At 27.2% G+C, this 20906-nt stretch carries 17 protein-coding genes; 2 read left to right on the top strand and 15 right to left on the bottom strand.

What is annotated here, in order from left to right; all coding sequences use genetic code 11:
- Positions 1-163 precede the first annotated feature (163 nt).
- The 5 genes from buk to cdaA all read right to left on the bottom strand — a co-directional run bounded on the left by buk (position 164) and on the right by cdaA (position 6107).
- Positions 164-1231 carry a butyrate kinase gene (buk, locus tag NG904_RS15890; RefSeq protein WP_252232633.1) on the bottom strand — a complete coding sequence of 356 codons (1068 nt, stop codon included), beginning with the start codon at positions 1229-1231 and terminating at the stop codon, positions 164-166.
- 23 nt (positions 1232-1254) lie between these two features.
- The gene (ptb, locus tag NG904_RS15885) at positions 1255-2163 is read right to left on the bottom strand and encodes a phosphate butyryltransferase (protein WP_252225111.1); all 909 of its coding nucleotides are present in this window, start codon (positions 2161-2163) and stop codon (positions 1255-1257) included.
- A gap of 173 nt (positions 2164-2336) precedes the next feature.
- Positions 2337-3932, bottom strand: coding sequence for an NAD(P)/FAD-dependent oxidoreductase (locus NG904_RS15880; RefSeq protein ID WP_252232631.1), 1596 nt, complete (start codon positions 3930-3932; stop codon positions 2337-2339).
- Positions 3933-4050: 118 nt separating this feature from the next.
- Entirely contained in the window at positions 4051-5277 is a 1227-nt protein-coding gene (locus tag NG904_RS15875) for a CdaR family protein (RefSeq protein ID WP_252215101.1), read from the bottom strand.
- Positions 5247-6107 (bottom strand): diadenylate cyclase CdaA, encoded by an 861-nt coding sequence (gene cdaA, locus NG904_RS15870; protein ID WP_252215099.1) that lies wholly within the window; start codon positions 6105-6107, stop codon positions 5247-5249. The genes NG904_RS15875 and cdaA overlap by 31 nt, the downstream gene beginning before the upstream one ends.
- Before the next feature lie 184 nt (positions 6108-6291).
- Here cdaA and NG904_RS15865 point away from each other — a divergent pair, with 184 nt between their 5' ends.
- A complete protein-coding gene (locus NG904_RS15865) occupies positions 6292-7278 on the top strand; it encodes a hypothetical protein (protein WP_252232629.1) in 987 nt (328 codons plus the stop codon).
- Between the two features lie 69 nt (positions 7279-7347).
- Positions 7348-7977, top strand: coding sequence for a cell wall hydrolase (locus tag NG904_RS15860; protein WP_252215095.1), 630 nt, complete (start codon positions 7348-7350; stop codon positions 7975-7977).
- Positions 7978-8077: 100 nt separating this feature from the next.
- Here the strand turns inward: NG904_RS15860 and iadA are convergent, their stop codons facing one another.
- From iadA to NG904_RS15810, 10 genes are all read right to left on the bottom strand, one after another.
- Positions 8078-9250, bottom strand: a complete 1173-nt coding sequence (gene iadA, locus NG904_RS15855) for a beta-aspartyl-peptidase (protein WP_252232626.1) — start codon at positions 9248-9250, stop codon at positions 8078-8080.
- A gap of 46 nt (positions 9251-9296) precedes the next feature.
- The gene (locus NG904_RS15850) at positions 9297-10571 is read right to left on the bottom strand and encodes a tetratricopeptide repeat protein (protein WP_252225130.1); all 1275 of its coding nucleotides are present in this window, start codon (positions 10569-10571) and stop codon (positions 9297-9299) included.
- 167 nt (positions 10572-10738) lie between these two features.
- Positions 10739-11263: a chromate transporter gene (locus tag NG904_RS15845; protein WP_252215087.1), complete on the bottom strand. Its 525-nt coding sequence runs from the start codon at positions 11261-11263 to the stop codon at positions 10739-10741.
- A gap of 3 nt (positions 11264-11266) precedes the next feature.
- Positions 11267-11800, bottom strand: coding sequence for a chromate transporter (locus NG904_RS15840; protein WP_252225134.1), 534 nt, complete (start codon positions 11798-11800; stop codon positions 11267-11269).
- A gap of 142 nt (positions 11801-11942) precedes the next feature.
- Positions 11943-13562: a phosphoenolpyruvate--protein phosphotransferase gene (gene ptsP / locus NG904_RS15835; protein WP_252215081.1), complete on the bottom strand. Its 1620-nt coding sequence runs from the start codon at positions 13560-13562 to the stop codon at positions 11943-11945.
- Between the two features lie 192 nt (positions 13563-13754).
- Entirely contained in the window at positions 13755-14789 is a 1035-nt protein-coding gene (locus NG904_RS15830; RefSeq protein WP_252225137.1) for a ribonucleotide-diphosphate reductase subunit beta, read from the bottom strand.
- A 73-nt stretch (positions 14790-14862) separates the two neighbouring features.
- Positions 14863-17088 carry a ribonucleoside-diphosphate reductase subunit alpha gene (locus NG904_RS15825; protein ID WP_252225140.1) on the bottom strand — a complete coding sequence of 742 codons (2226 nt, stop codon included), beginning with the start codon at positions 17086-17088 and terminating at the stop codon, positions 14863-14865.
- Positions 17089-17289: 201 nt separating this feature from the next.
- Positions 17290-19146, bottom strand: coding sequence for a sensor histidine kinase (locus tag NG904_RS15820; RefSeq protein ID WP_252225143.1), 1857 nt, complete (start codon positions 19144-19146; stop codon positions 17290-17292).
- Positions 19118-19810 carry a response regulator transcription factor gene (locus NG904_RS15815; RefSeq protein WP_252215068.1) on the bottom strand — a complete coding sequence of 231 codons (693 nt, stop codon included), beginning with the start codon at positions 19808-19810 and terminating at the stop codon, positions 19118-19120. Before NG904_RS15815 ends, NG904_RS15820 begins: the two co-directional genes overlap by 29 nt.
- Positions 19811-19894: 84 nt before the next feature.
- On the bottom strand, positions 19895-20614 hold the full coding sequence (locus NG904_RS15810; protein WP_252232624.1) for a tetratricopeptide repeat protein: 720 nt from the start codon (positions 20612-20614) through the stop codon (positions 19895-19897).
- Positions 20615-20906 lie beyond the last annotated feature (292 nt).

Below are 20906 nucleotides of genomic sequence, written 5' to 3'. Positions count from 1 at the left end.
AACACGCATTTAAAACAGAGTCAAATCTAAAATTATAATATGTACTGGGTTTAATAGTATATTTCAAATATATATTCAATATATTCATATATACAAACATTAAACTAAAACATAAAAAAGATCATATCAAAAGAAATTTTGATATGACCTCTTTACATATATTCTAGTAAATCTTAGCTTTTTCTTCTCCGTCAAGTACTCTTATAGCACCTTGAGCTAATGCTAATAATTCATCTTCTCCTGGATATACAGTTACTGGAGCTATCCATTCTACATTTGATTTTAAATCTGGAACAAGTGTTGGTGAATATGCAATTCCACCTGTTAATAATATTTGATCAACTTTTCCATTTAATGCAGCTGCCATTTCTCCAATAGTTTTTGTTATTTGATAAAGGAATGCTTTATATATTTTTTCACATTCTTTATCTCCTTCTTCCATTTTATCTATAACACCTTTAACATCATTAGTGTTTAGGTATCCAACAAATCCACCTTTTCCAACTATCTTAGTATATACTTCTGATTCAGTATATTGTCCGCTAAAGCACATTTTAATTAAATCGCCTACTGGTACTGTTCCTGCTCTTTCTGGTGAAAATGGACCATCACCATCTAAAGCATTGTTAACGTCAACTACTTTTCCTTGTTTGTGAGCTCCAACAGAAACTCCACCACCCATGTGTACAACTATTAAGTTTAAGTTTTCGTAACCTTTTCCACTATCTTTACCATATCTCTTAGCTACTGCTTTTTGATTTAAAGCATGGAATTTACTCTTTCTTGGTAGTTCTGGAACTCCTGATAATCTTGCTACTTCATCTAATTCATCAGTAACTACTGGATCTACTATAAATGATGGTATATTTAATTCGTCACCAATTGATTTTGCTATTATTCCTCCAAGATTTGAAGCATGAGGACCTTGTACTCCTACTTTTAAATCTTCTATCATGGCGTCATTAACAGCGTAAGTTCCGCCTTCAACTGGTTTAAGCATTCCGCCTCTTCCAACTATTGCACTTAAAGTATTTATATCAAAATCTTTTTCCTTAAGAATATTTAATATTACATCTTTTCTAAATTGAAATTGATCATATATAGTTTCATATCTCTTTATTTCTTCATTAGTGTGTCTTAATGTTTCTTCAAATAATTCTTTTTCGTCTTCATAAACTCCTATTTTTGTAGAAGTTGATCCTGGATTAATAATTAATAATTTATATGACATTAAATAATACCCCCAAAATAATCTTATTTAGCGTTTTCAGCAACTAATGCTGCTAAAGCTATAGAATTTACCTTTGTTTCAAATTTATCAGCTCTTGAAGTTAGGATAACTGGTGCTGATGTTCCAACTAATAGACCACCACTCTTACTCTTTGATGTGTAAGTTAAACATTTATACATTACATTACCTGTTTCTATATTAGGTAATAATATGATATCTGCTTTTCCTGCTACTGGTCCTGTAATACCTTTATGATGAGCAGCTTCTTCTGATAAAGCATTATCTAATGCTAGAGGTCCGTCTATTATACAACCTTTTATTTGTCCTCTGTTATTCATAGTAGTTAACAATGATGCATCTATTGTTGCTGGCATATCTGGGTTAACAACTTCAACTGCACATACTGGTGCTACCTTTGGAACTTCTATTCCACAAGCATGAGCTACTGTTACAGAATTATTTACAATTTGAATTTTAGCTTTTAAATCAGGGTAAGTATTAAATGCAGCATCTGTTAAGAATATTAATCTATCAATATCTTCAACTTCAAAAACTGCTACGTGAGACATAACTTTACCTGTTCTAAGACCAATTTCCTTGTTAAGAACACTTCTTAGGAAAGTTGCTGTGTCTACTAAACCTTTCATAACCATATCTGCTCTTCCACTTGATACTAATTGAACAGCAAATAATGCTGCTTTTTTAATATCTGGTTCATGAATTATTTCAAATTGAGTTAAGTCCATTTTTATTTTTTCTGCTATTGTTCTTATTTTTTCTTGATCCCCAACTAGTATTGCATCTGCTATTCCTTTTTCTTTAGCCGCCATTACAGCTTCTAAAACTGGTTCATCTTGTGCTACTGCTACTGATAACTTTTTCTTTTTAGTTGCCTTTAATTTAGATAATAAATCATCAAAGTTTTTACTCATTATACATGCACCTCTTATTCTAATAATAATTATTCTGTCTATATTTAACTTTAATTTTTCTTCTTGCTTTTTTAATTAAAATACATTTTTATTTATTATCTTTATTGTAACAAATAATAACTTAATATTGCCCTTTTTTAGAATATTGAGACTATTTAATTAAATCAACAAATTTAACAAGTAAATTGATTTATTATCATTTCCGCTACTTTAACTCCATCAACTGCTGATGAAACTATTCCTCCTGCAAATCCGGCTCCTTCTCCCACTGGATAAAGGCCTTGCACCGTTATGCTTTCAAGTGTTTTGCTTCTATGAATTCTAACTGGAGCTGATGTTCTAGTTTCTATTCCTGTTAAAACTGCATCTTCCATTCCGTATCCTTCTATTTTTTTTGAAAAATTTTGTATACCTTCTTTTATTCCTTCTACAACATAACTAGGTAAACAATCTTTTAATTCTTTAAATTCATATCCAGGTGAATAACTTGGAATAACACTTCCAAGTTTTGTACTAGGTCTGTCATTCATAAAATCTCCTAGTAATTGTATTGGTGCTTTATAATTTCCACCCCCTAATTTAAATGCTAAACTTTCATAACGTCTTTGAAATTCCATTCCTCTTAAAGGTGAATCTCCTTCAAAATCATCTGTAGATACCGTTACAACTAATGCTGAATTAGCATTGGCTAAGTTTCTAGCATGATAACTCATCCCATTGGATACAAGTCTTCCTTCTTCTGATGCAGATGCAACAACAGTTCCCCCTGGACACATACAGAATGAATATACACCCCTTTTTAGTTTGTCACTTTGATAAGTTAATCTATATTCTGCTGAACCTAATCTTGGATGATTATGGTATTCTCCATATTGACTAACATTTATTAATTCTTGAGGATGCTCTATTCTAACTCCTATTGCAAAAGGCTTAGCTTCCATAGAAACTCCTCTTTTATATAGCATTTCATATGTATCTCTTGGGCTATGTCCAATGGCTAAAACTAAAGCTTCACAATCTAGTTCCTTTGCATTAACAGTTATACTTTTTAATTTATTATTTTCATATTTTATATCTTCTAATTTAGAATTAAAATGAATTTCTCCACCAAGTTCCTTGATTTGCTCTCTTATATTTTTTACAACACCTTTTAAAATATCTGTTCCAACATGTGGCTTACCTAAATACTTAATTTCTTCTGGTGCTCCAGCATTTACAAGTTCATCTAATATGTAAGCACATTTAGGGTCTTTTATTCTTGTTGTTAATTTTCCATCAGAAAATGCCCCTGCTCCACCTTCACCAAATTGAACATTTGATTCAATGTTCAACTTTCCAGTCTCCCAAAAGTTTTGAACTGCATTTGTTCTACTATCAACATCTTCTCCTCTCTCAAATACAATTGGTTTATATCCATTCTTAGCTAAAGTTAATGCTGCAAACATTCCAGCTGGACCAAATCCTACTACAACTGGTCTATGACTTAGCTTAGCATCACCTTTTTCAATTTGTAAGCCTTTGTCATCTTCTTTAAGCTTTACATCATTATCTTTTATTTTAGATACTATTTTCTTTTCATTATCGCACTTTATATCCACACAATAATTAAACTTTATTTCATTCTTCTTTCTTGCATCTAAACTCTCTTTTATTATTGTTAATTTTTTTATATCTTGATTAGATATTTTTAATTTTTTACATACTTTTTTTTCTAATACTTCTTTACTATCATCTATACCTAAAGTTAAATTATTTATTCTTATACTCATATATATTTTCTCCTATTTTGTTTTCAATAATTTATGTTTTATTAAAACACATCTCACTTACAAGTTTAACCGATTATAACATAAAAAATAGCCACAATTAAATAAGTTGTGGCTATTTTCATTGTTTATTTTTTAAAACTATTTGAACATCATCTACTGATAATATATTAAAATCAGTCCTATTATTAGCACTATTAACGGAAGGTTTATAAGTATAGGTACCTGCCTCACTTATATTTGATAAATCTACCGTAGCCTTAAGTTCTGTCTCCGTTATACTATTTATAACTGATTCCAATCCTGAGATACTTACATTAGCAGTGGATTTTGAAGAATCAATAATTAAATTAGGATTTAAGTTAGTATATTCAACTGCACATGAAATGTTCTTTGTTACCTCTTGTGCTTTTTTAACCGCAAATTTCACTTTAACATTTTGGCTATTCTCTTGTATAGTAACCCCTTCTGGTAAATTTAAATTTGTATTTACTTCAGCATCAGCAGTAATGTTACTTATATTAATTTCTTGTGTATCTATTGAATTTATACTATTTAATATTTTATCTTCACCTATAATATGAACTGATTTAGGCTCTACAACCATACTTTCTATAGATATACCCTCATTTGAATTTCCTATAGTTTTTATATTTATAGGTACTGTTTTTCCATTATTAATCTTTATATTTAATTCCGCTTCATTGGCATTAGAAGTAATACCTTTAACTTCTTTATTATCTTTGGTTATAAATTTAATAGGGAATTTTTTATTAATATCTTTTTCTAAATTTTCTATACTTCCTACAAGAATACCTCTATCAACTTTATTCACTTGACTTTCCGGACCAGATATAGTTGCTTTTTGTGGAGATACAGTTAAATCTTTTTTATAGATATTTTCTTTATAAGTGATGTTAACTTGAGATTTCAATGAAACATCTTTTGTTATTAGTGTCTCTAGTTTTATCTTTATCCCTAAAAATCCATTGTTTTTTATATTTATATTTTGAGGATAACTTACTATTTGAATAGGGATTATATTTTCTCCATTTTTTAACGCATATGAACTCATATCCGCTGTTAATTTAAAGGAATCTTTTTTGGCTTTTGTTATTTCACTTGTGGCTCCCTCTAAAGTTAAATCAACTGTAAAACTTTCCTCTCCTACTATAGCTAAATTAGACTTTGAAATGCTTTCTTTATTTATAAGTTCTACTGGTACGCCCTTTAATTCATAGGTTCTTACTGGGTTCTCCACATTTGATATATACAGCCATAGACCAAAAGATAAAAGTAAACAAATAAGCTTCGCTATTAATGATTTATTTTTATTCCCCTTACCCATGATCTCACCCTCTCTTTAGCATCCTTTACATTCTTTTTATTTTTATTTCTATTTTCAATTATATTTGATAATATATTTCTCAATCTTTCTCTATCATACCCTCTACTTAATTTACCATTTATAGCTAATGAAACCACTCCAGTTTCTTCAGATACAATGATTATTAACGCATCAGAAACTTCTGAAAGTCCTAATCCTGCTCTATGCCTAGTACCTAACTTTTTATTAATATTATTATTATTAGTCAAAGGAAGAACACAACCTGAAGCTAATATTTTATTATTTCTAATTATTGTTGCTCCATCATGTAGCGGTGTATTCACTACAAAAATATTTTCTAAAAGATTTGAACTTACATTTGCATCTAATATTGTGCCTGATGAAACTATCTCTGCAAGACCTGTTTTTTGTTCCATTACTATTAGTGCTCCTGTTTTAGTTTCTGATAAATTTTGTACAGCATTAACTATTTCATTTATAGCAATATTTATGCTTTCCTTATCATTCGCATAGTGTACATCTTCAAAAGCTGATCTACCTATATGCTCTAGTCCTCTTCTAATTTCTGGTTGAAAAATTATAATTACAGATAATACCCCAATTGTAAGTGTCTTATTTAATATAAAATATAACATATCTAATTTTAATAAATAACTTATTGGTATTAACACTATAATTAATGCTATACCCTTTAATAATTGTTCCGCTCTTGTTTCTTTTATTAGCATATATCCTTTATAAAATATATAGGAAACTACCAATATATCTAGTATTGACCATAAAGACATATTACTTAAACTTTTTATTATTAGTGATATAAAATCTTGCAACACTATCACCTCCACCTTTTGTATATATATAAAATTATACATCAAAACATTAATTATTATATATAGAGAGAATTACTATTTTATTAAAAATTCATTATTTTTATAATAATTTTCTAATTAACATAATATAAGTAATATTAAGTAACTAAAAATATATTATTACTTGATAAGGGGGACTCTGATTATGATAAACTTTTCAATAGATAAAAAATCATTAAAAATCATAAGTTTATTATTTGGTTTATTTATATTAATACTTATATTATTAACGTTATTTTTTAAAAATACTGAACTAAATAAAATAAATAAAATTTCTAAAACAATAGTAAATATAAATTCATCATTAAAATTCGATGAAAACGATGCTAAACTTGATTTTAAAAATACAAAACAAATTTTAGATGAAAATTTAAATCTACTAAATGTATTAGATAACACCCTAACTAATTTAACTTTAAAAAAATCTAATTCTAATGAATTAAAAAACAATCTTTCAAATTATTTAAAACTAAATATTAATTTATATAACTCTATTATTTCTATAATAAATAATAAAAATAATGATAACTTTCAATCATTATATCAAGACCTAGTAAAAAACGAAGAAGCTTTTATTAAAGAAACTGATAAATTATCTGAATCTAAGATTAAAATTTCTACTCCCAAAAACTTAAAGACATTTTTTATAAGCTTAAATAAATTTTTAAATGAATCTTATAAATCAATTAGAGAAAATGATATTATAAGTGAGCAAAAAAGAGATTTTTTTATACAAATTAATGACTTACTAAATAAATTTTCTGAGCTAAAAGATGATGTAAAACCTGCTCTAGAAAAAATAAGAGAAGATAATAGAGATTTATCTATATTAATTTGTGATCTTAATGAAAAACGTTCAGATTTTAATAAAGTAAAAGATACTTCTATATCAATTTCTATTCCTGTTGATGGTAAAGAATGCTATGAAGCTTTAGAAGAAATTATTTCATCTTATGATTCTTATATTAATTCTCTAGAAAAAAGCATTAAAAATGAGATGAAATTACACGATAAATCTAAATTAATTTTAGATAATATTGATGAATTATATACTGATACTTTTGATAAATATGACTACTTTTTAAGTTGTTTTGATAATTTACAAAAAACCATATTATCATATAAATATTAATTTATGTATATAAGGCTCTTTTTGGGCAATAATATTATTGGTTTGAAATATACCAGAGGAGGATTTTTAATGAAAAAAATATATAGCCTTTTCATAATTAGTTTAGTGCTATATCTTTCCGTTATTAATAACAGTGTTGCTTATGCCCAAGTATTAGGTAACAACTTTCATACTAATCTTATTTCTAAAAAGGAAAATAATGAAACTTATTTAAATAATATAAACCTTACAACTCAATGCAATGCAGAACTAAATGAAAATAATACAAATGAAAATATTGACGAGTCTACAATAGAAGTTTTTAGTTATGATACTCAAAAACTCTATATAACGGAAAATGATATTGAATTAATGGCTAAATTAGTTTATGCAGAAAGTATTGGTGAACCTTATGATGGAAAAGTAGCTGTAGCATCAGTTGTTTTAAATCGTGTCATAAATCCCAGCTTTCCAAATTCAATAAAAGAAGTAATTTTTCAGAAAAATGCATTTTCATGTGTTAAAAATGGAGATATTAAAGCTACTCCAAATCAAGCATGTTACAATGCGGTTTATGATGCTATAAGAGGATATGACCCTACAAATGAAGCTTTATTCTTTTATAATCCTAGCACGGCAACCTGCGCATGGATGCATCAAACACAAAAACAAGATATGAAAACAATAGGGCATCATACTTTTTTTAAAGTTAAATCTTAATAAAAATAATGACCAATCTAATTTAATCAGATTGGCCATTATTTTTAGATTTACTTTTATCTATAACTTAAATAATATTTCTAAAACTCATAATAACATTTTATTCAAATGTACCTCTTACTATGCATTCTCCATCTTGAACCATCTTTATTCCGTTGCATAAAACTATATCTATATCTAAAGAGTTTTCATCAACTATTACTAAATCAGCATCTTTTCCCTTTTCTATTCTTCCTTTATTATATAATTTTAATATATCTGCTACATTAGAAGTTATAACTTTTATAGCTGTTTCAATAGGAATCCCATATTTCTTTATGCCTTCTTTAACTTGCAAGTACAATGACTCAACAGAACAAATTCCAAGCCCTACTATCTTTTTATTTTCGTCGAATTTAGGCATACTTCCATTACCATCAGAAGAAAATGTTATATTCTCTATTGGTAATCCTGCTTCAATGTATTTGTTTAATCCTTCTGAAGCTGTAAGTTCACCTTCTTCTAAAAAGTTAACATCACTGCTGGTAGTTAAATCTATAAGACCGCCTTCTTTTACATATTTTAAGCCTTCCATAAATAAATTAGTATTTCTATTAATATGAGTAGGTAATAATTGAGATGATGGTATATCTGACTCTTTAATTAATTTAAATAAATAATCAAGTCTTCTTCTTCCTTCCCCTATATGTACATTTACTACTCCAGCTTTACTAGATAATATTCCTCCAACTCTTGATTGAGCTACTAATCTTGCAAATTCTTCATAAGTAGGCTCTGAGCTTCGATTATCTGATAATGCTATTTCTCCAACACCTATTATTTCTTGTATTAGCATTAGATCTCTTTCAACGACACCAGTTAATGTTCTTACTGGTATAGCATAAGATCCTGTATAACAATATGATGAAAGCCCCTCTTCTTTTAAAGATTTAACTTTAGCTATTAAAGATTTTATATCCCTACATTCACTATCAGTACCTATACATCCAACTACTGTTGTTATTCCACTTGATGTTAAATTAGATAATTGTAGTTCTGGTGTTCGAGTTTTATATCCACCTTCACCACCACCACCAATAAGATGTACATGACTATCTATAAAGCCTGGAAAAATAATTTTATTTTTACCATCTATCACATTAACATTAATAAAAGTATTTGATATATCTAAGCTTTCATAGATCCCTTCTATCTTCCCTCCTGCTATTACAATATCTTTTATACCTATGTATTTTGGAGCATATACCTTAATATCTTTAATTACTGATATCATTGTTATCACATCCTGTTATTGAATTTATTTTTTCTTATAATCTAAATTAACTATTTAATATTTGATTAATGGTTTCATTAAAATAAATAGATCCAGAGAAGTTTTCTCTTAATTTATTGGCATAATAAATACTTTTCTCTTTATTCGTATTGTTGAGTATTAATGAAAGATTGTATAATGCATTATCAGCGTATGAACCAGTAGGATACTCTTCATAATATAATTCATATAATTTTATTGCTTCATCAGAATTATTTAGTTGCTCTAATGTTACAGCTTTATAAAATATAATATGTTCTTTTAGATAATTGCCATCACAGTAATCATATGCTTTACTAAATTCTACGTTAGCCTTTTCATAATTTTGTGTATTAAACTCTTCCATACCTTTTCCATAGAATACTTCTATTCCTGAAGTCTTTATTAAATTTATACATCGTCTATATAAACCTTTGTAATCATCTGGAACATCTTGTTCATTTACATTTTCTAAATCATAATAAATACTATTGACTTCACCATTTTCAAAATGCTCATTTAGTTTATTTATGTCTAATTCTACCTTTTTATTTTCTTCATTAATAGCTGTTTCTGCTGATTTCGGTTGCATTTCTTCTACTTGTTCAGTAACTGCATCTTCTGAAGTACTAGCATTATCTTCTGTTTTATTTAGTGATTCTAATGATTCATTACTATTTTTTTTATGAAAACCTTGAAAGGTATTTTTAAAGACATAGATAGCTCCACATATAGATACTATTATAACTAAAACCACAATTAACTTAATAATAATATTGTTAGATTCCTTTTTATACGCCTTTAATTCTATTAATTGCTTTTTTATTTCATTAGCTATCTTATAGTTTTTATCTATAACCAAAACTTTATTCATGTAATCTATACACTTATTTATTTCACCTTTTTTTTGATAACATAATGCTAAAGCAGTATTTACCTTTATGCAGTTAAAATCACTTTCTTTACACTTTTTAAATATTGTTATTGCTTCTTCTATCTTTAATTCTTTTAATTTCTTTTCTCCAAGCTCATATAAATCAACCCTAAATCTATCTTCATTAGCACTTTTTATATAATTCTGAGCTATAGTATTATTATTAAAATCTTTATTGATTTTCCATACTGTTATAGCTTCATCTAATTTACCTTGTTGATATAATATAAGTCCCTTTAAATTTAATATAGAAGGATTTTTCAAACTATAAGATAATGATTCCTCACATATTCTTAACGATTTGTCTATTTCTCCATTTTGATAATACACCATGGCTTTATCATAAAATTTTTTCTTTTTCTTTTTCATATTATTCCCCTTTATTGTATGCGCTTAGAATTTTATGAATTTTTTTCAATTAACTTAAGTATAACATAAGAATAATATAGTATTCATTAATAAAAAATCGTCAACTTAAATATATAATATTAATTTAAGTTGTTTATAAATTCGACTTTATATAATTTTCTAAAAAATTAAAAACTCCAAAATACAATTCCTAATAGTGCTGATATAAGCACGCATATTATTGGATGTACCTTATGAGATAACAATAATCCACCAATTATTAACGTAACAATTATTGATTTTATATCTATATAAGATTCTTTAGCTAAATCAAAAAATGCTTGAAGTATAAGTGCTATTAATATTGGCCTCATTCCAAGTAATGCACTTTTTACTAAATTAGAGTCTTTAAACTTTTCTAATGTTTTTGAGCATATAGTGACTAATATAAATGATGTTGCTATTATTCCTATAGTTGCTGCTAGACTTCCCCAAATCCCAGATACTTTAAATCCAACAAAGGTTGCTGAGTTAATAGAAACTGGTCCTGGTGTCATTTGAGATATACCTATAATATCCATAAAATCACTTACTGTAAGCCATGAATTATTAGTTATTATCTCCTTTTGGATAAAAGGAATCATTGCATATCCTCCACCAAAACTGAATGCTCCAATCTTAAAAAATGCTGTAAATAATTTTAATAATATCATTCTCTATACCTGCTCTCTTAAAAATATCATTCCATATATTGCTGATACTAAAATAACAATTACAGGATGAATATTAAATACCATTAATGCTATGAGTGCAACTATTATCATAATTAACGTTCTTACATTTTTTTGTACACCCTTTGATAAACTTATTACACCAAATAAAACTAGCATAGGAACAGCTGCATTTATTCCCTTAAAAGCTAAATTTACAAAATAATTATCTCTAAACTGCATAAAAAAAGTAGCAATTAAAATTATTATAAAAAATGATGGTAATGTTACTGCTAGGATAGCTACTAACTCCCCAAGTATTCCCCCTATTTTTTGTCCAATAAACGCAGAGCAGTTAATAGCTAAAGCTCCTGGTAGACTTTGAGATACAATCAAAAAATCCATAAATTCTTCTTTAGTAAGCCAGTTCTTTTTATTAACAACTTCTTCTTCAATTAATGGAATCATTGCATATCCTCCACCAAATGTAAAAGCTCCAATTTTAAAAAATGATATAAACATTTCCAAAATTTTATTCATATATAAGCCTCCATCCATTATAAATTTCAATACTAATTATTTTATCACTAAATAAACTATATTATTAGTTTAAAAATTCCTATAATTTTCTATATAACAAAAAAGATGGAGTAAAACTCCATCTCTTTCATATATTAAAATATTATTCTTGTTCTAACATTATTTTCTTAGCATTTAAGATTGATGTAGCACTCATTGAGAACTCATCTAATCCATATTCAACTAATGTTGGGATAGCTGCTTCATCTCCAGCCATTTCTCCACACATTCCAACCCATTTTCCGTGTTTATGTGCACCATCTATAGTCATTTTTATTAATCTAAGTACTGCTGGATGCATTGGATTATAAAGATATGAAACTTTTTCGCTCATTCTATCAGCTGCTAATGTATATTGAATTAAATCATTTGTTCCTATTGAGAAGAAATCAACATGTTTAGCTAATTCATCAGCATAAACTGCTGCTGCAGGGATTTCAACCATTATACCCCATTGAATTACTTCTGAATATTCTTTTCCTTCTGCTTTTAATTCAGCTTTACATTCTTCAACTACTTCTTTAGCTTGTAAGAATTCTTCTAAACCTGAAATCATAGGGAACATAACACAAAGGTTACCATATATAGAAGCTCTTAATAATGCTCTTAATTGAACCTTAAAGATTTCTTTTCTATCTAAACAAAGTCTTATTGCTCTATATCCTAAGAATGGATTCATTTCTTCTGGTAATGGTAAATATGGAAGAGTCTTATCTCCACCAATGTCAAGAGTTCTTATAACAACTTGCTTACCTTCCATCTTTTCAAGAACAAATTTATAACTTTCAAATTGTTCATCTTCTGTTGGAGCACTATCTCTGTCCATGTATAAGAATTCAGTTCTGAATAATCCTACACCATCTCCACCATTTGATACAACACTAAGTACATCTTCTGGCTTACCTATATTTCCACAAACTTCTATTCTTCTACCAGATTTAGTTGTTGTCTTCACATCTATTAATTTCTTTAATTCTTCTTGTTCTGCTTTGAACTTTTCTTGTTTAGCTCTATATTCTACTAAAACGTCTTCTGAAGGGTTTAGAATTACATCTCCAGTTAATCCGTCAACTATAATCATATCTCCAGTTTTAACACTACTTGTAATATCACCTAAGCCAAGTACAGCTGGTATCTCTAATGTTCTAGCCATAATAGCTGCATGTGAAGTTCTTCCACCTATATTAGTAATAAATCCTACTACTTTACTTCTATCTAATTGAGCAGTATCAGATGGAGTTAAATCATGAGCAACGATTACAGTGTTGTTTTCATTAATTGCAAAAGCATCTCCGCCTTTACCTGCAAAATTAGATATTATTCTCTTAGATACATCTTTTATATCTGCAGCTCTTTCTCTCATGTAATCATTATCCATAGATTCAAATATAGTTACAAAACTATTTGTAACATTTTCTATAGCTTTTAACCCATTAGTACTATTCATTTCTATTTCACTCATCATTGCTCCAGTAAATTCTGGATCATCTAACAATGTAATATGAGCTTCAAAAACAGCAGCCTTTTCTGCTCCCATTTCTTTTTCAGCTTTATCTTTAATAGCTTCTAATTGTGATTTAGAATTATCTAATGCTTTTTGTAATTTTTCTTTTTCACTCACTATATCACTAACTGACGCGTCAGTTATAACTATTTCTTCATTTTCAGTTAAAAACACTTTTCCTATTGCATATCCCTTAGATGCAGCAATACCTCTTTTCATCTCTAAAACTCCTCCTCGATATTTAAAATTGTTGTTTTATAACTTAATCTATTATTGTTAATCTATTATGTTATTTTAGGATAACTTCTAGATTTAAAATTCTAACTTTAGTTATTATAACATAAGTTTTAAAATATTTAATAGCATATTGCTAACTTTCTAAAAAAATATTTCAAAAATTCACAAAATTTCTTATAAATCATCAATTAAAGTGGAAACTTTTGCGTAAGCTGTCGATTTAGCTTCGAAAAAATCAGTTTTTACAGAATTAGAATTGGCCACAACATCAACCCATGTAGCTGGATTGCTTTCATAGCCTTGAAATAGCACGTCTAAGCCTATTTCTTTTAGTCTCTTATTTCCTAAATATTTTATATAATCTTCAATTAATTTTTTATTTATTCCTTGAATTTTATCTCCTATTACGTAATGACCCCATAGTATTTCATTCTCAACACCTATACGCATCATTTCTCTAAGTTCATTTTTTAAATCAGCTGTAAAACTTTCTGGATTTTCACTTTGTAATTCTTTTATTATATTTCTAAATAACCATAAATGAGTATTTTCATCTCTATTTATGTATCTAATTTCTTGAGCTGAACCAGGCATCTTTCCATTTCTCTCTAAATTATAAAAGAACATAAATCCTGAATAAAAGTAAATACCCTCCAATATATAATTAGCCATTAACGTTTTTATTAAGTTATATTCACTAGGATTATTTATAAACTCATTATATAAATCGCCTATAAACTTGTTTCTCTTTAGTAAAATTTCATCATCTTTCCATTGATACAGTATTTCATTTCTCTCTTCTGGTGAGCATATGCTGTCAAGCATATAGCTGTAACTCTGAGAATGAACAGCTTCTTGGAAGCTTTGAATAGTTAAACATAAATTTATTTCACTTGCAGTAATATAACTATTTATATTACTTAAATTAGCTGTTTGTATAGAATCTAAAAATATTAAAAATGACAATATCTTATCATAAGCTGTTCTTTCCTCTGGTAAAAGTTTTTTATAATCTTTTAAATCTTGTGATAAATTTATTTCCTCTGGTATCCAAAAATTATTCATTCCTTGTCTATACCAATCAGATGCCCAAGTGTATTTCATATTATTAAAATCATTTAAATTAGTTGTGTTTCCATTTATCACTCTCTTTAATCTAGGATCTCTATCTCCAAATTCATTAAAAAGTGGTTTTTTCTTTACTTCCATATTCTTTTCTCCCATTTCATTAAATATAAGGCAAATTAAAATTTCTATACTTTCCTATACATTAAGAAAATTATTACGCTGAACAACTTTCACATTCTGTTACTTCTAGTGATTTTGATCTTACGTAATATATAGATTTAACTCCACATTTGCATGCTTTTATATATAAATTCATAATTTGTCTCATTGTATACTGAGTTGTTATATATAAGTTAAATGATTGACCTTGATCAATATGTCTTTGTCTAACACCATTCATTTCTACGCACCAACCTTGTTCTAAATTATAGGCTGTATTATAATACCAGTAATTGTCTTCAGATAGGTTTGGTGCAGTCTTAGGAATTATACTTCCTTTCTTTTCTTCTAAATAAAATCTAGCCATTATAGGATCAATTCCTTCAGAAGTTCCTGCAATTGTAGCTGTTGAGCCATTTGGAGCTACTGCAATTAAGTACCCATTTCTCATACCAAACTCTTTAACCTCTTGCTTTAAATCAATCCATTTTTCATCATTATAATCTCTTAATTCAAAGTAGTTTCCATTGTCCCAATCTGATCCTTCAAAGAGCTCGTATTTTCCTTTTTCTTTAGATAAATTCATACTAGCCTTTATTGAATAATAATTTATTTTTTCATATACTTTATCAACAAATGTTCTGTGCTTTTCTTCTGTCCAATGTATTTTATTGTTAGCTAGCATATGATGATATCCGCTAGTTCCAAGTCCAATTCCTCTATATCTTTTATTAGTTATTTCAGCAAATGGAACTGAATAATAATTTAAATCAATGACATTATCCATAGCTCTTATTTGTGTTTCCACAACACATTCTAATTCCTCATCATTAAGAACATCTATATTTCCAAGTACTAGAGATGATAGGTTACATACAACAAAATCTCCAGCTTCTATATTTTGTACTACATTGTATTTATCATTTTCCTTAATAATAGTATCTCCAGTAACTTTCATAGCACTCATGTTTTGCATAATTTCTGTACATAAATTTGAAGAATATATAATTCCCTCATGCTTATTAGGATTCATCTTATTTGCATTATCTCTAAAGAATGCAAAAGGTGCTCCTGTTTCTGCTGCACTTTTAATTATTAATCTTACTAAATCCTTAATTTTAATGATTCTTTTTTCTATTTTCTCATCTTTAACACATTCAAAATATTTTTCTTCCCATTCTTCACCATAGAAGTCTTCAAGAGAATATCCTTTTGCGTTTTTTATCTCATGTGGACACATCATATACCAATCATTATCTACATCTTCTTCTGCAAGTTTCCAAAATAAATCTGGATAACAAACTCCTGGAAATACATCATGTGCTTTTTTTCTATCATCACCATTATTAGTTCTAATTTGTAAAAATTCAGGTATATCTTTATGCCAAGCATCAAGCCAAATTGCAACTGATCCATTTCTAACACCTAATTGATCTACTGCAATTGCTGTATCATTAAATAATTTTACCCACGGAATTACGCCCCCTGATGCTCCTTTAAAGCCTCTAATAGGTGAGCCTAATGATCTTATTTTGCCTATATATATTCCCATTCCACCGCCAAATTTTGATACCTTAGCAAAATTATCTAATGACTTATATATTCCCTCTAAACTATCATCAACAGTATCAACAAAACAAGAACTTAATTGATAAAAAGGCTTTCTTGCATTTGACATAGTAGGAGTTGCCATTGTTGCTTTAAGCTCGCTTAAAACATTGTAAAATCTTTTTGCCCAATATACTCTTTTTTCTTTAACTTCTGGAATAGCAAGATGCATAGCAATTCCCATAAACATTTGTTGTGGAAGTTCTATAACTTTTCTATTAAAATCTTGAACTAAATATCTTTTAGCCACAAGATCTATTCCACTATAGTTAAAAATAAAATCTCTTTCTGGTTTAATTTCTTTTTCTAATTCTAAGATATCTTCCTTAGAATAATTTTCTAGAATATACTCCCCATAAAGATTTCTCTCTGTTAATTCTGTAATAAATTCATAGTAATTATCATATAAATTTTTACTTGCATATAAATTTCTATTTTTTCTTACTTTATCGTAAAGCTCGTGTATATATATTGTTGATGCTGCATACTGCCAATTAGGTTCCATATCACTTGTTAAGTCTAAAGAAACCTGAATTAAAGATTTTCTAATATCATTAACATCCATACCATCTCTTATTATATGTTCTAACGCCTTCAATAGTTTTTCTTTTGTATACGTACCATCATTATCTTTAATTCCCTCTATTGCTAAATCACAAAGTTTCTTTAACATCAATATTTCCGCTCCTCTACTATATATAGTGTACATCTATTTATTAATCAAATTTAATATACAACATATCGTTTTTCAATGTTTATAGTATAATTCCAAATATGATAATTGTAAAACGCCAAAAATCATATTTATTTATAAAAAAAGTGGTTAATCTCTAATTTACTATGAATTAACCACTTAATCAATAAATTTTATTTATTAACAACTTTTATTATTTAAAGGTAATATTATATATATTTTAAACATATCACCTTCTCTTTCTATTTTAGTTTTACCACCATGTAGTTCAACTATACTTTTTGTTATTGCAAGACCTAATCCTGAACCTTCAACACTTGAATTTCTAGATTTATCTGCTCTTGCGAATCTTTCAAATATCTCTTCTTCATCAAAGTCCATTTCATAATTTGCTATATTCTTAACTATAATTTCGACACGCTCATCATACTTTTCAATTTCTATATAAACTCTAGTATTGTCTAATGAATATTTTAAAGCATTAATTATTATATTTTCTAATGCTCTAGAAATTAGTTTTCCGTCCAACTCCATAAATATATCTTCTTCATTACTAATAACCTTAAAGTTTATATTCTTATATTCATAAAGAAAACTATATTCGCCTATGCCTTGATGTATCAGTGAAAGTATATCTAATTTATCTTTATTTAATGTTATTTTTCCACTATTTATTTTTGACATTTCAAACAAATCATCAATTAATGATTTTAATTTTAAAGATTTTGAATCAAGTATAGCTAAATAATCTTTTCTTTCATTCTCTGTTATATCTTTATTTTTTAATATATTTACATAATTTATTATTGAAGTTAATGGAGTTTTTAGATCATGTGATACGTTTGATATTAATTCTGTTTTTAGCTTTTCATCCTTAACTCTTTCATACAAAGAATTTTTATATCCTTCTTTTATTAAATTAATATTATTAATTAATTCTTTAATAGTTATTGAACCAAAAACAGGTATATCTTCATCTAAATTTCCTTCATTTAGCTTCTTAAGTCCATCATTTATTATTGCAATATCTAATGTCTTTTTGACAGAAAATATCACCATTAATATAAGTCCTGTTATTATTAAAATAGTTCCTTTAAAAGGATATGTTTGAAAGAATCGTACGAACATATTATTTTCATATCCACCAGTGGCTAAGAAATAAAGATACGTAATTAATATTATTATTATTATTCCTAGAGATAATAACAATGTCTTACTTGTTTCTTTATATTTAAATCCATTTCTAATAACAAACACTATGCTGTTTAATATATTTGATTTTATTTTCTCTTCCTTATTTCCTCTTCTTGCTATTATTAATACTGTTTTTATAATTAAAAATACATAAACTAATAATAAAAGAGACAGACTAATTATTTCTTTTCTTATATTCATTAATTCTTGTTTATAGGTATCTGTAGATGTATAGTAAACTTCTTCAAAATTTTTGATTGTATCATCTAAATAGTTTACTAATCCCTTACTTACCAAGTAATTATACTCTTTTTCATTATCAAATTTGATGCTTACTACACCTTGCTTCTTAAATCTATTGTTTAATAAATCATCTATTTGATTTTCCTTTATGTATTTAATAGATGAATCTAAGAAAGGATCATTTGTATATAATTCTTTAGTATGCTTATTTCTAATTATAAAATAAACATTATCTTTTAATTTAAAATGACTAGTATATTCCTCTACATCATTATTAAAATATTTCATTAACTGTCCTATTTTTTCTTTTATTTCATTACTTCCAGTTAATAAGTCATACAATCCATCTGTAGTTTCATATATTATTTGAGAAAATCCTTTACTATCTTCATAAAGCTTTTTTGTTTCATATTCTTTCTCATTAAATATAGATTTAATTAAGCTTAAATTATTGTTTTGCTTCATAAAATCTTTATATTCTAAAACTGATGAAAACAACATTCCTGTTATTAATATCATTAATAGTATATCTATTAAATATATTCCCTTTAAATAGCTTTTTAAGTGAATTTTAAATTTCTTTTTCAATCTTATATCCAATGCCCCACACCACCTTAATATATTCAGGCTCTTTTGTGTTTATTTCTATTTTCTCTCTTATCCTTCTTATATGAACAGTAACTGTATTTTCACTCTTATAAAATGGTTCATCCCATACTTTTTCATATATTTCTTTTATAGAAAACACTTTGCCTAAATTTGAAGCTAATAAGTGCAATATTTTGTATTCTGTAGCCGTTACTTTAATTTCTTCACCTCGTACAGTAATACTCTTAGATACAGTATCTATAACTAAATCTTTCACCGTTAATACTTGTTCTTCATCTTCTATGTTTAATGGTTTATCATATCTCCTTAATTGAGACTTTACTCTAGCAACTAATTCTAGGTGATTAAATGGTTTTATTATATAATCATCAGCTCCAACATTTAAACCAAGAATTTTATCTGAATCTTCACCTTTTGCTGATAACATAATTATAGGTAAATTTTCTGTTTCCCTAATTTTTAAACATGTTCTTATTCCATCAAGTTTAGGCATCATCACATCTAATACAATGACATGTATTTTTTCATTATTAAGAATTTCTAATGCCTCTAATCCATCTGCTGCTTTAAAAACTTTTAAATTTTCTCCTCTTAAATATATTTCAATGGCATCTCTTATTTCCTTTTCATCATCTACAACCAATACGTTATACATAATTTATCAACTCCCAATATTAATATTATTTACACATAAGACTAAAAACTCTGCTCATATAGAACAAACTGAGTTTACTAATTATTAATTATTAATTAAGTCTTGAAATTCTTTAGATTCTCTTACTGGATTAAAATCTGCTTCATCCTGTGCTTCTTTTTTTACAACTTCATCTATTTCTATTGCTTTACTTAAATATTTTATAGTATTTGGGGCATCTCCTCTTCTTCCATATATAGATGCTATCCCATAATAAGTCCATATGTAATTTTCTATCTCTAAATTTTTATTATACCACAATAATGCCTCATCTAGATTTCCATATAGTTCATAAGTTAAGGCCTTATTAAAAACTGCATACCCATATTGCGGTTCAAATTCCAAAGCTTTATCTATATCTTTCATACCAGATTCAAAACTTTCATTATAAGATTTAGCTATTCCTCTTATATTGTATCCTTTTGCACTGCTTGGAAATTCGCTTATTATTTCATTTGATTTTTCAATAGATTTATTGTATTCACCTGAAAAAAACAAATTATATGCTTCATTATATAATTCTCGTTCTCTTTCATTCTCAACCTTACTTTTTCCCTCTTCATTACTATCTTCATGTTTTTTATCTAAATTCACATTATTTTCATCTAAAATCTCTGCATTTTCTATACTTTCTTTGTTAATAACATCACCTTTCTTGTTGTTATTAATGCCTTCAAATACTAATATTAATAATGTTATTGCTAATAATATTATTAGTATTGTTAATTTAAGCTTTTTACTTCCTGGTAATTTCATTCCTATCATCTTTTTTCTCCTAGCTTTATATTTATAAGTATATATTTTTAATAAAGGCTCTGTTTTAAATGCGTGTTGATATATGCAATAGGTAAAGTGGCATTGTAATTGGACTTTGAGAATAGTTAAGTGAGAGTCAAAATTTTATATTTTGTTTCTCGAACTTACTCAGCGCAGTCGAGTTTCCTTTTTATATTCATATTTATTGCTTGTCAAAAGTAAGTGTCCAAATTTTACATTTGGAAACACGAACTTTCACACAGTACAATTTTATATTGGGACAAGCTAAAATGGGACTATA

Source organism: Clostridium sp. ZBS15 (assembly GCF_023845705.1).
In the GTDB taxonomy this organism is placed as follows: domain Bacteria; phylum Bacillota; class Clostridia; order Clostridiales; family Clostridiaceae; genus Clostridium; species Clostridium aquiflavi.
This window is presented reverse-complemented; position numbering and strand designations above follow the sequence as displayed.

Excerpts from the sequence above, each read along its gene's own strand:
- buk (WP_252232633.1), bottom strand. The coding sequence starts at position 1,231 with ATGTCATATAAATTATTAATTATTAATCCAGGATCAACTTCTACAAAA.
- ptb (WP_252225111.1), bottom strand. The coding sequence starts at position 2,163 with ATGAGTAAAAACTTTGATGATTTATTATCTAAATTAAAGGCAACTAAA.
- NG904_RS15880 (WP_252232631.1), bottom strand. The coding sequence starts at position 3,932 with ATGAGTATAAGAATAAATAATTTAACTTTAGGTATAGATGATAGTAAA.
- NG904_RS15875 (WP_252215101.1), bottom strand. The coding sequence starts at position 5,277 with ATGGGTAAGGGGAATAAAAATAAATCATTAATAGCGAAGCTTATTTGT.
- NG904_RS15865 (WP_252232629.1), top strand. The coding sequence starts at position 6,292 with ATGATAAACTTTTCAATAGATAAAAAATCATTAAAAATCATAAGTTTA.
- NG904_RS15860 (WP_252215095.1), top strand. The coding sequence starts at position 7,348 with ATGAAAAAAATATATAGCCTTTTCATAATTAGTTTAGTGCTATATCTT.
- iadA (WP_252232626.1), bottom strand. The coding sequence starts at position 9,250 with ATGATATCAGTAATTAAAGATATTAAGGTATATGCTCCAAAATACATA.
- NG904_RS15850 (WP_252225130.1), bottom strand. The coding sequence starts at position 10,571 with ATGAAAAAGAAAAAGAAAAAATTTTATGATAAAGCCATGGTGTATTAT.
- NG904_RS15845 (WP_252215087.1), bottom strand. The coding sequence starts at position 11,263 with ATGATATTATTAAAATTATTTACAGCATTTTTTAAGATTGGAGCATTC.
- NG904_RS15840 (WP_252225134.1), bottom strand. The coding sequence starts at position 11,800 with ATGAATAAAATTTTGGAAATGTTTATATCATTTTTTAAAATTGGAGCT.
- ptsP (WP_252215081.1), bottom strand. The coding sequence starts at position 13,562 with ATGAAAAGAGGTATTGCTGCATCTAAGGGATATGCAATAGGAAAAGTG.
- NG904_RS15830 (WP_252225137.1), bottom strand. The coding sequence starts at position 14,789 with ATGGAAGTAAAGAAAAAACCACTTTTTAATGAATTTGGAGATAGAGAT.
- NG904_RS15825 (WP_252225140.1), bottom strand. The coding sequence starts at position 17,088 with ATGTTAAAGAAACTTTGTGATTTAGCAATAGAGGGAATTAAAGATAAT.
- NG904_RS15815 (WP_252215068.1), bottom strand. The coding sequence starts at position 19,810 with ATGTATAACGTATTGGTTGTAGATGATGAAAAGGAAATAAGAGATGCC.
- NG904_RS15810 (WP_252232624.1), bottom strand. The coding sequence starts at position 20,614 with ATGATAGGAATGAAATTACCAGGAAGTAAAAAGCTTAAATTAACAATA.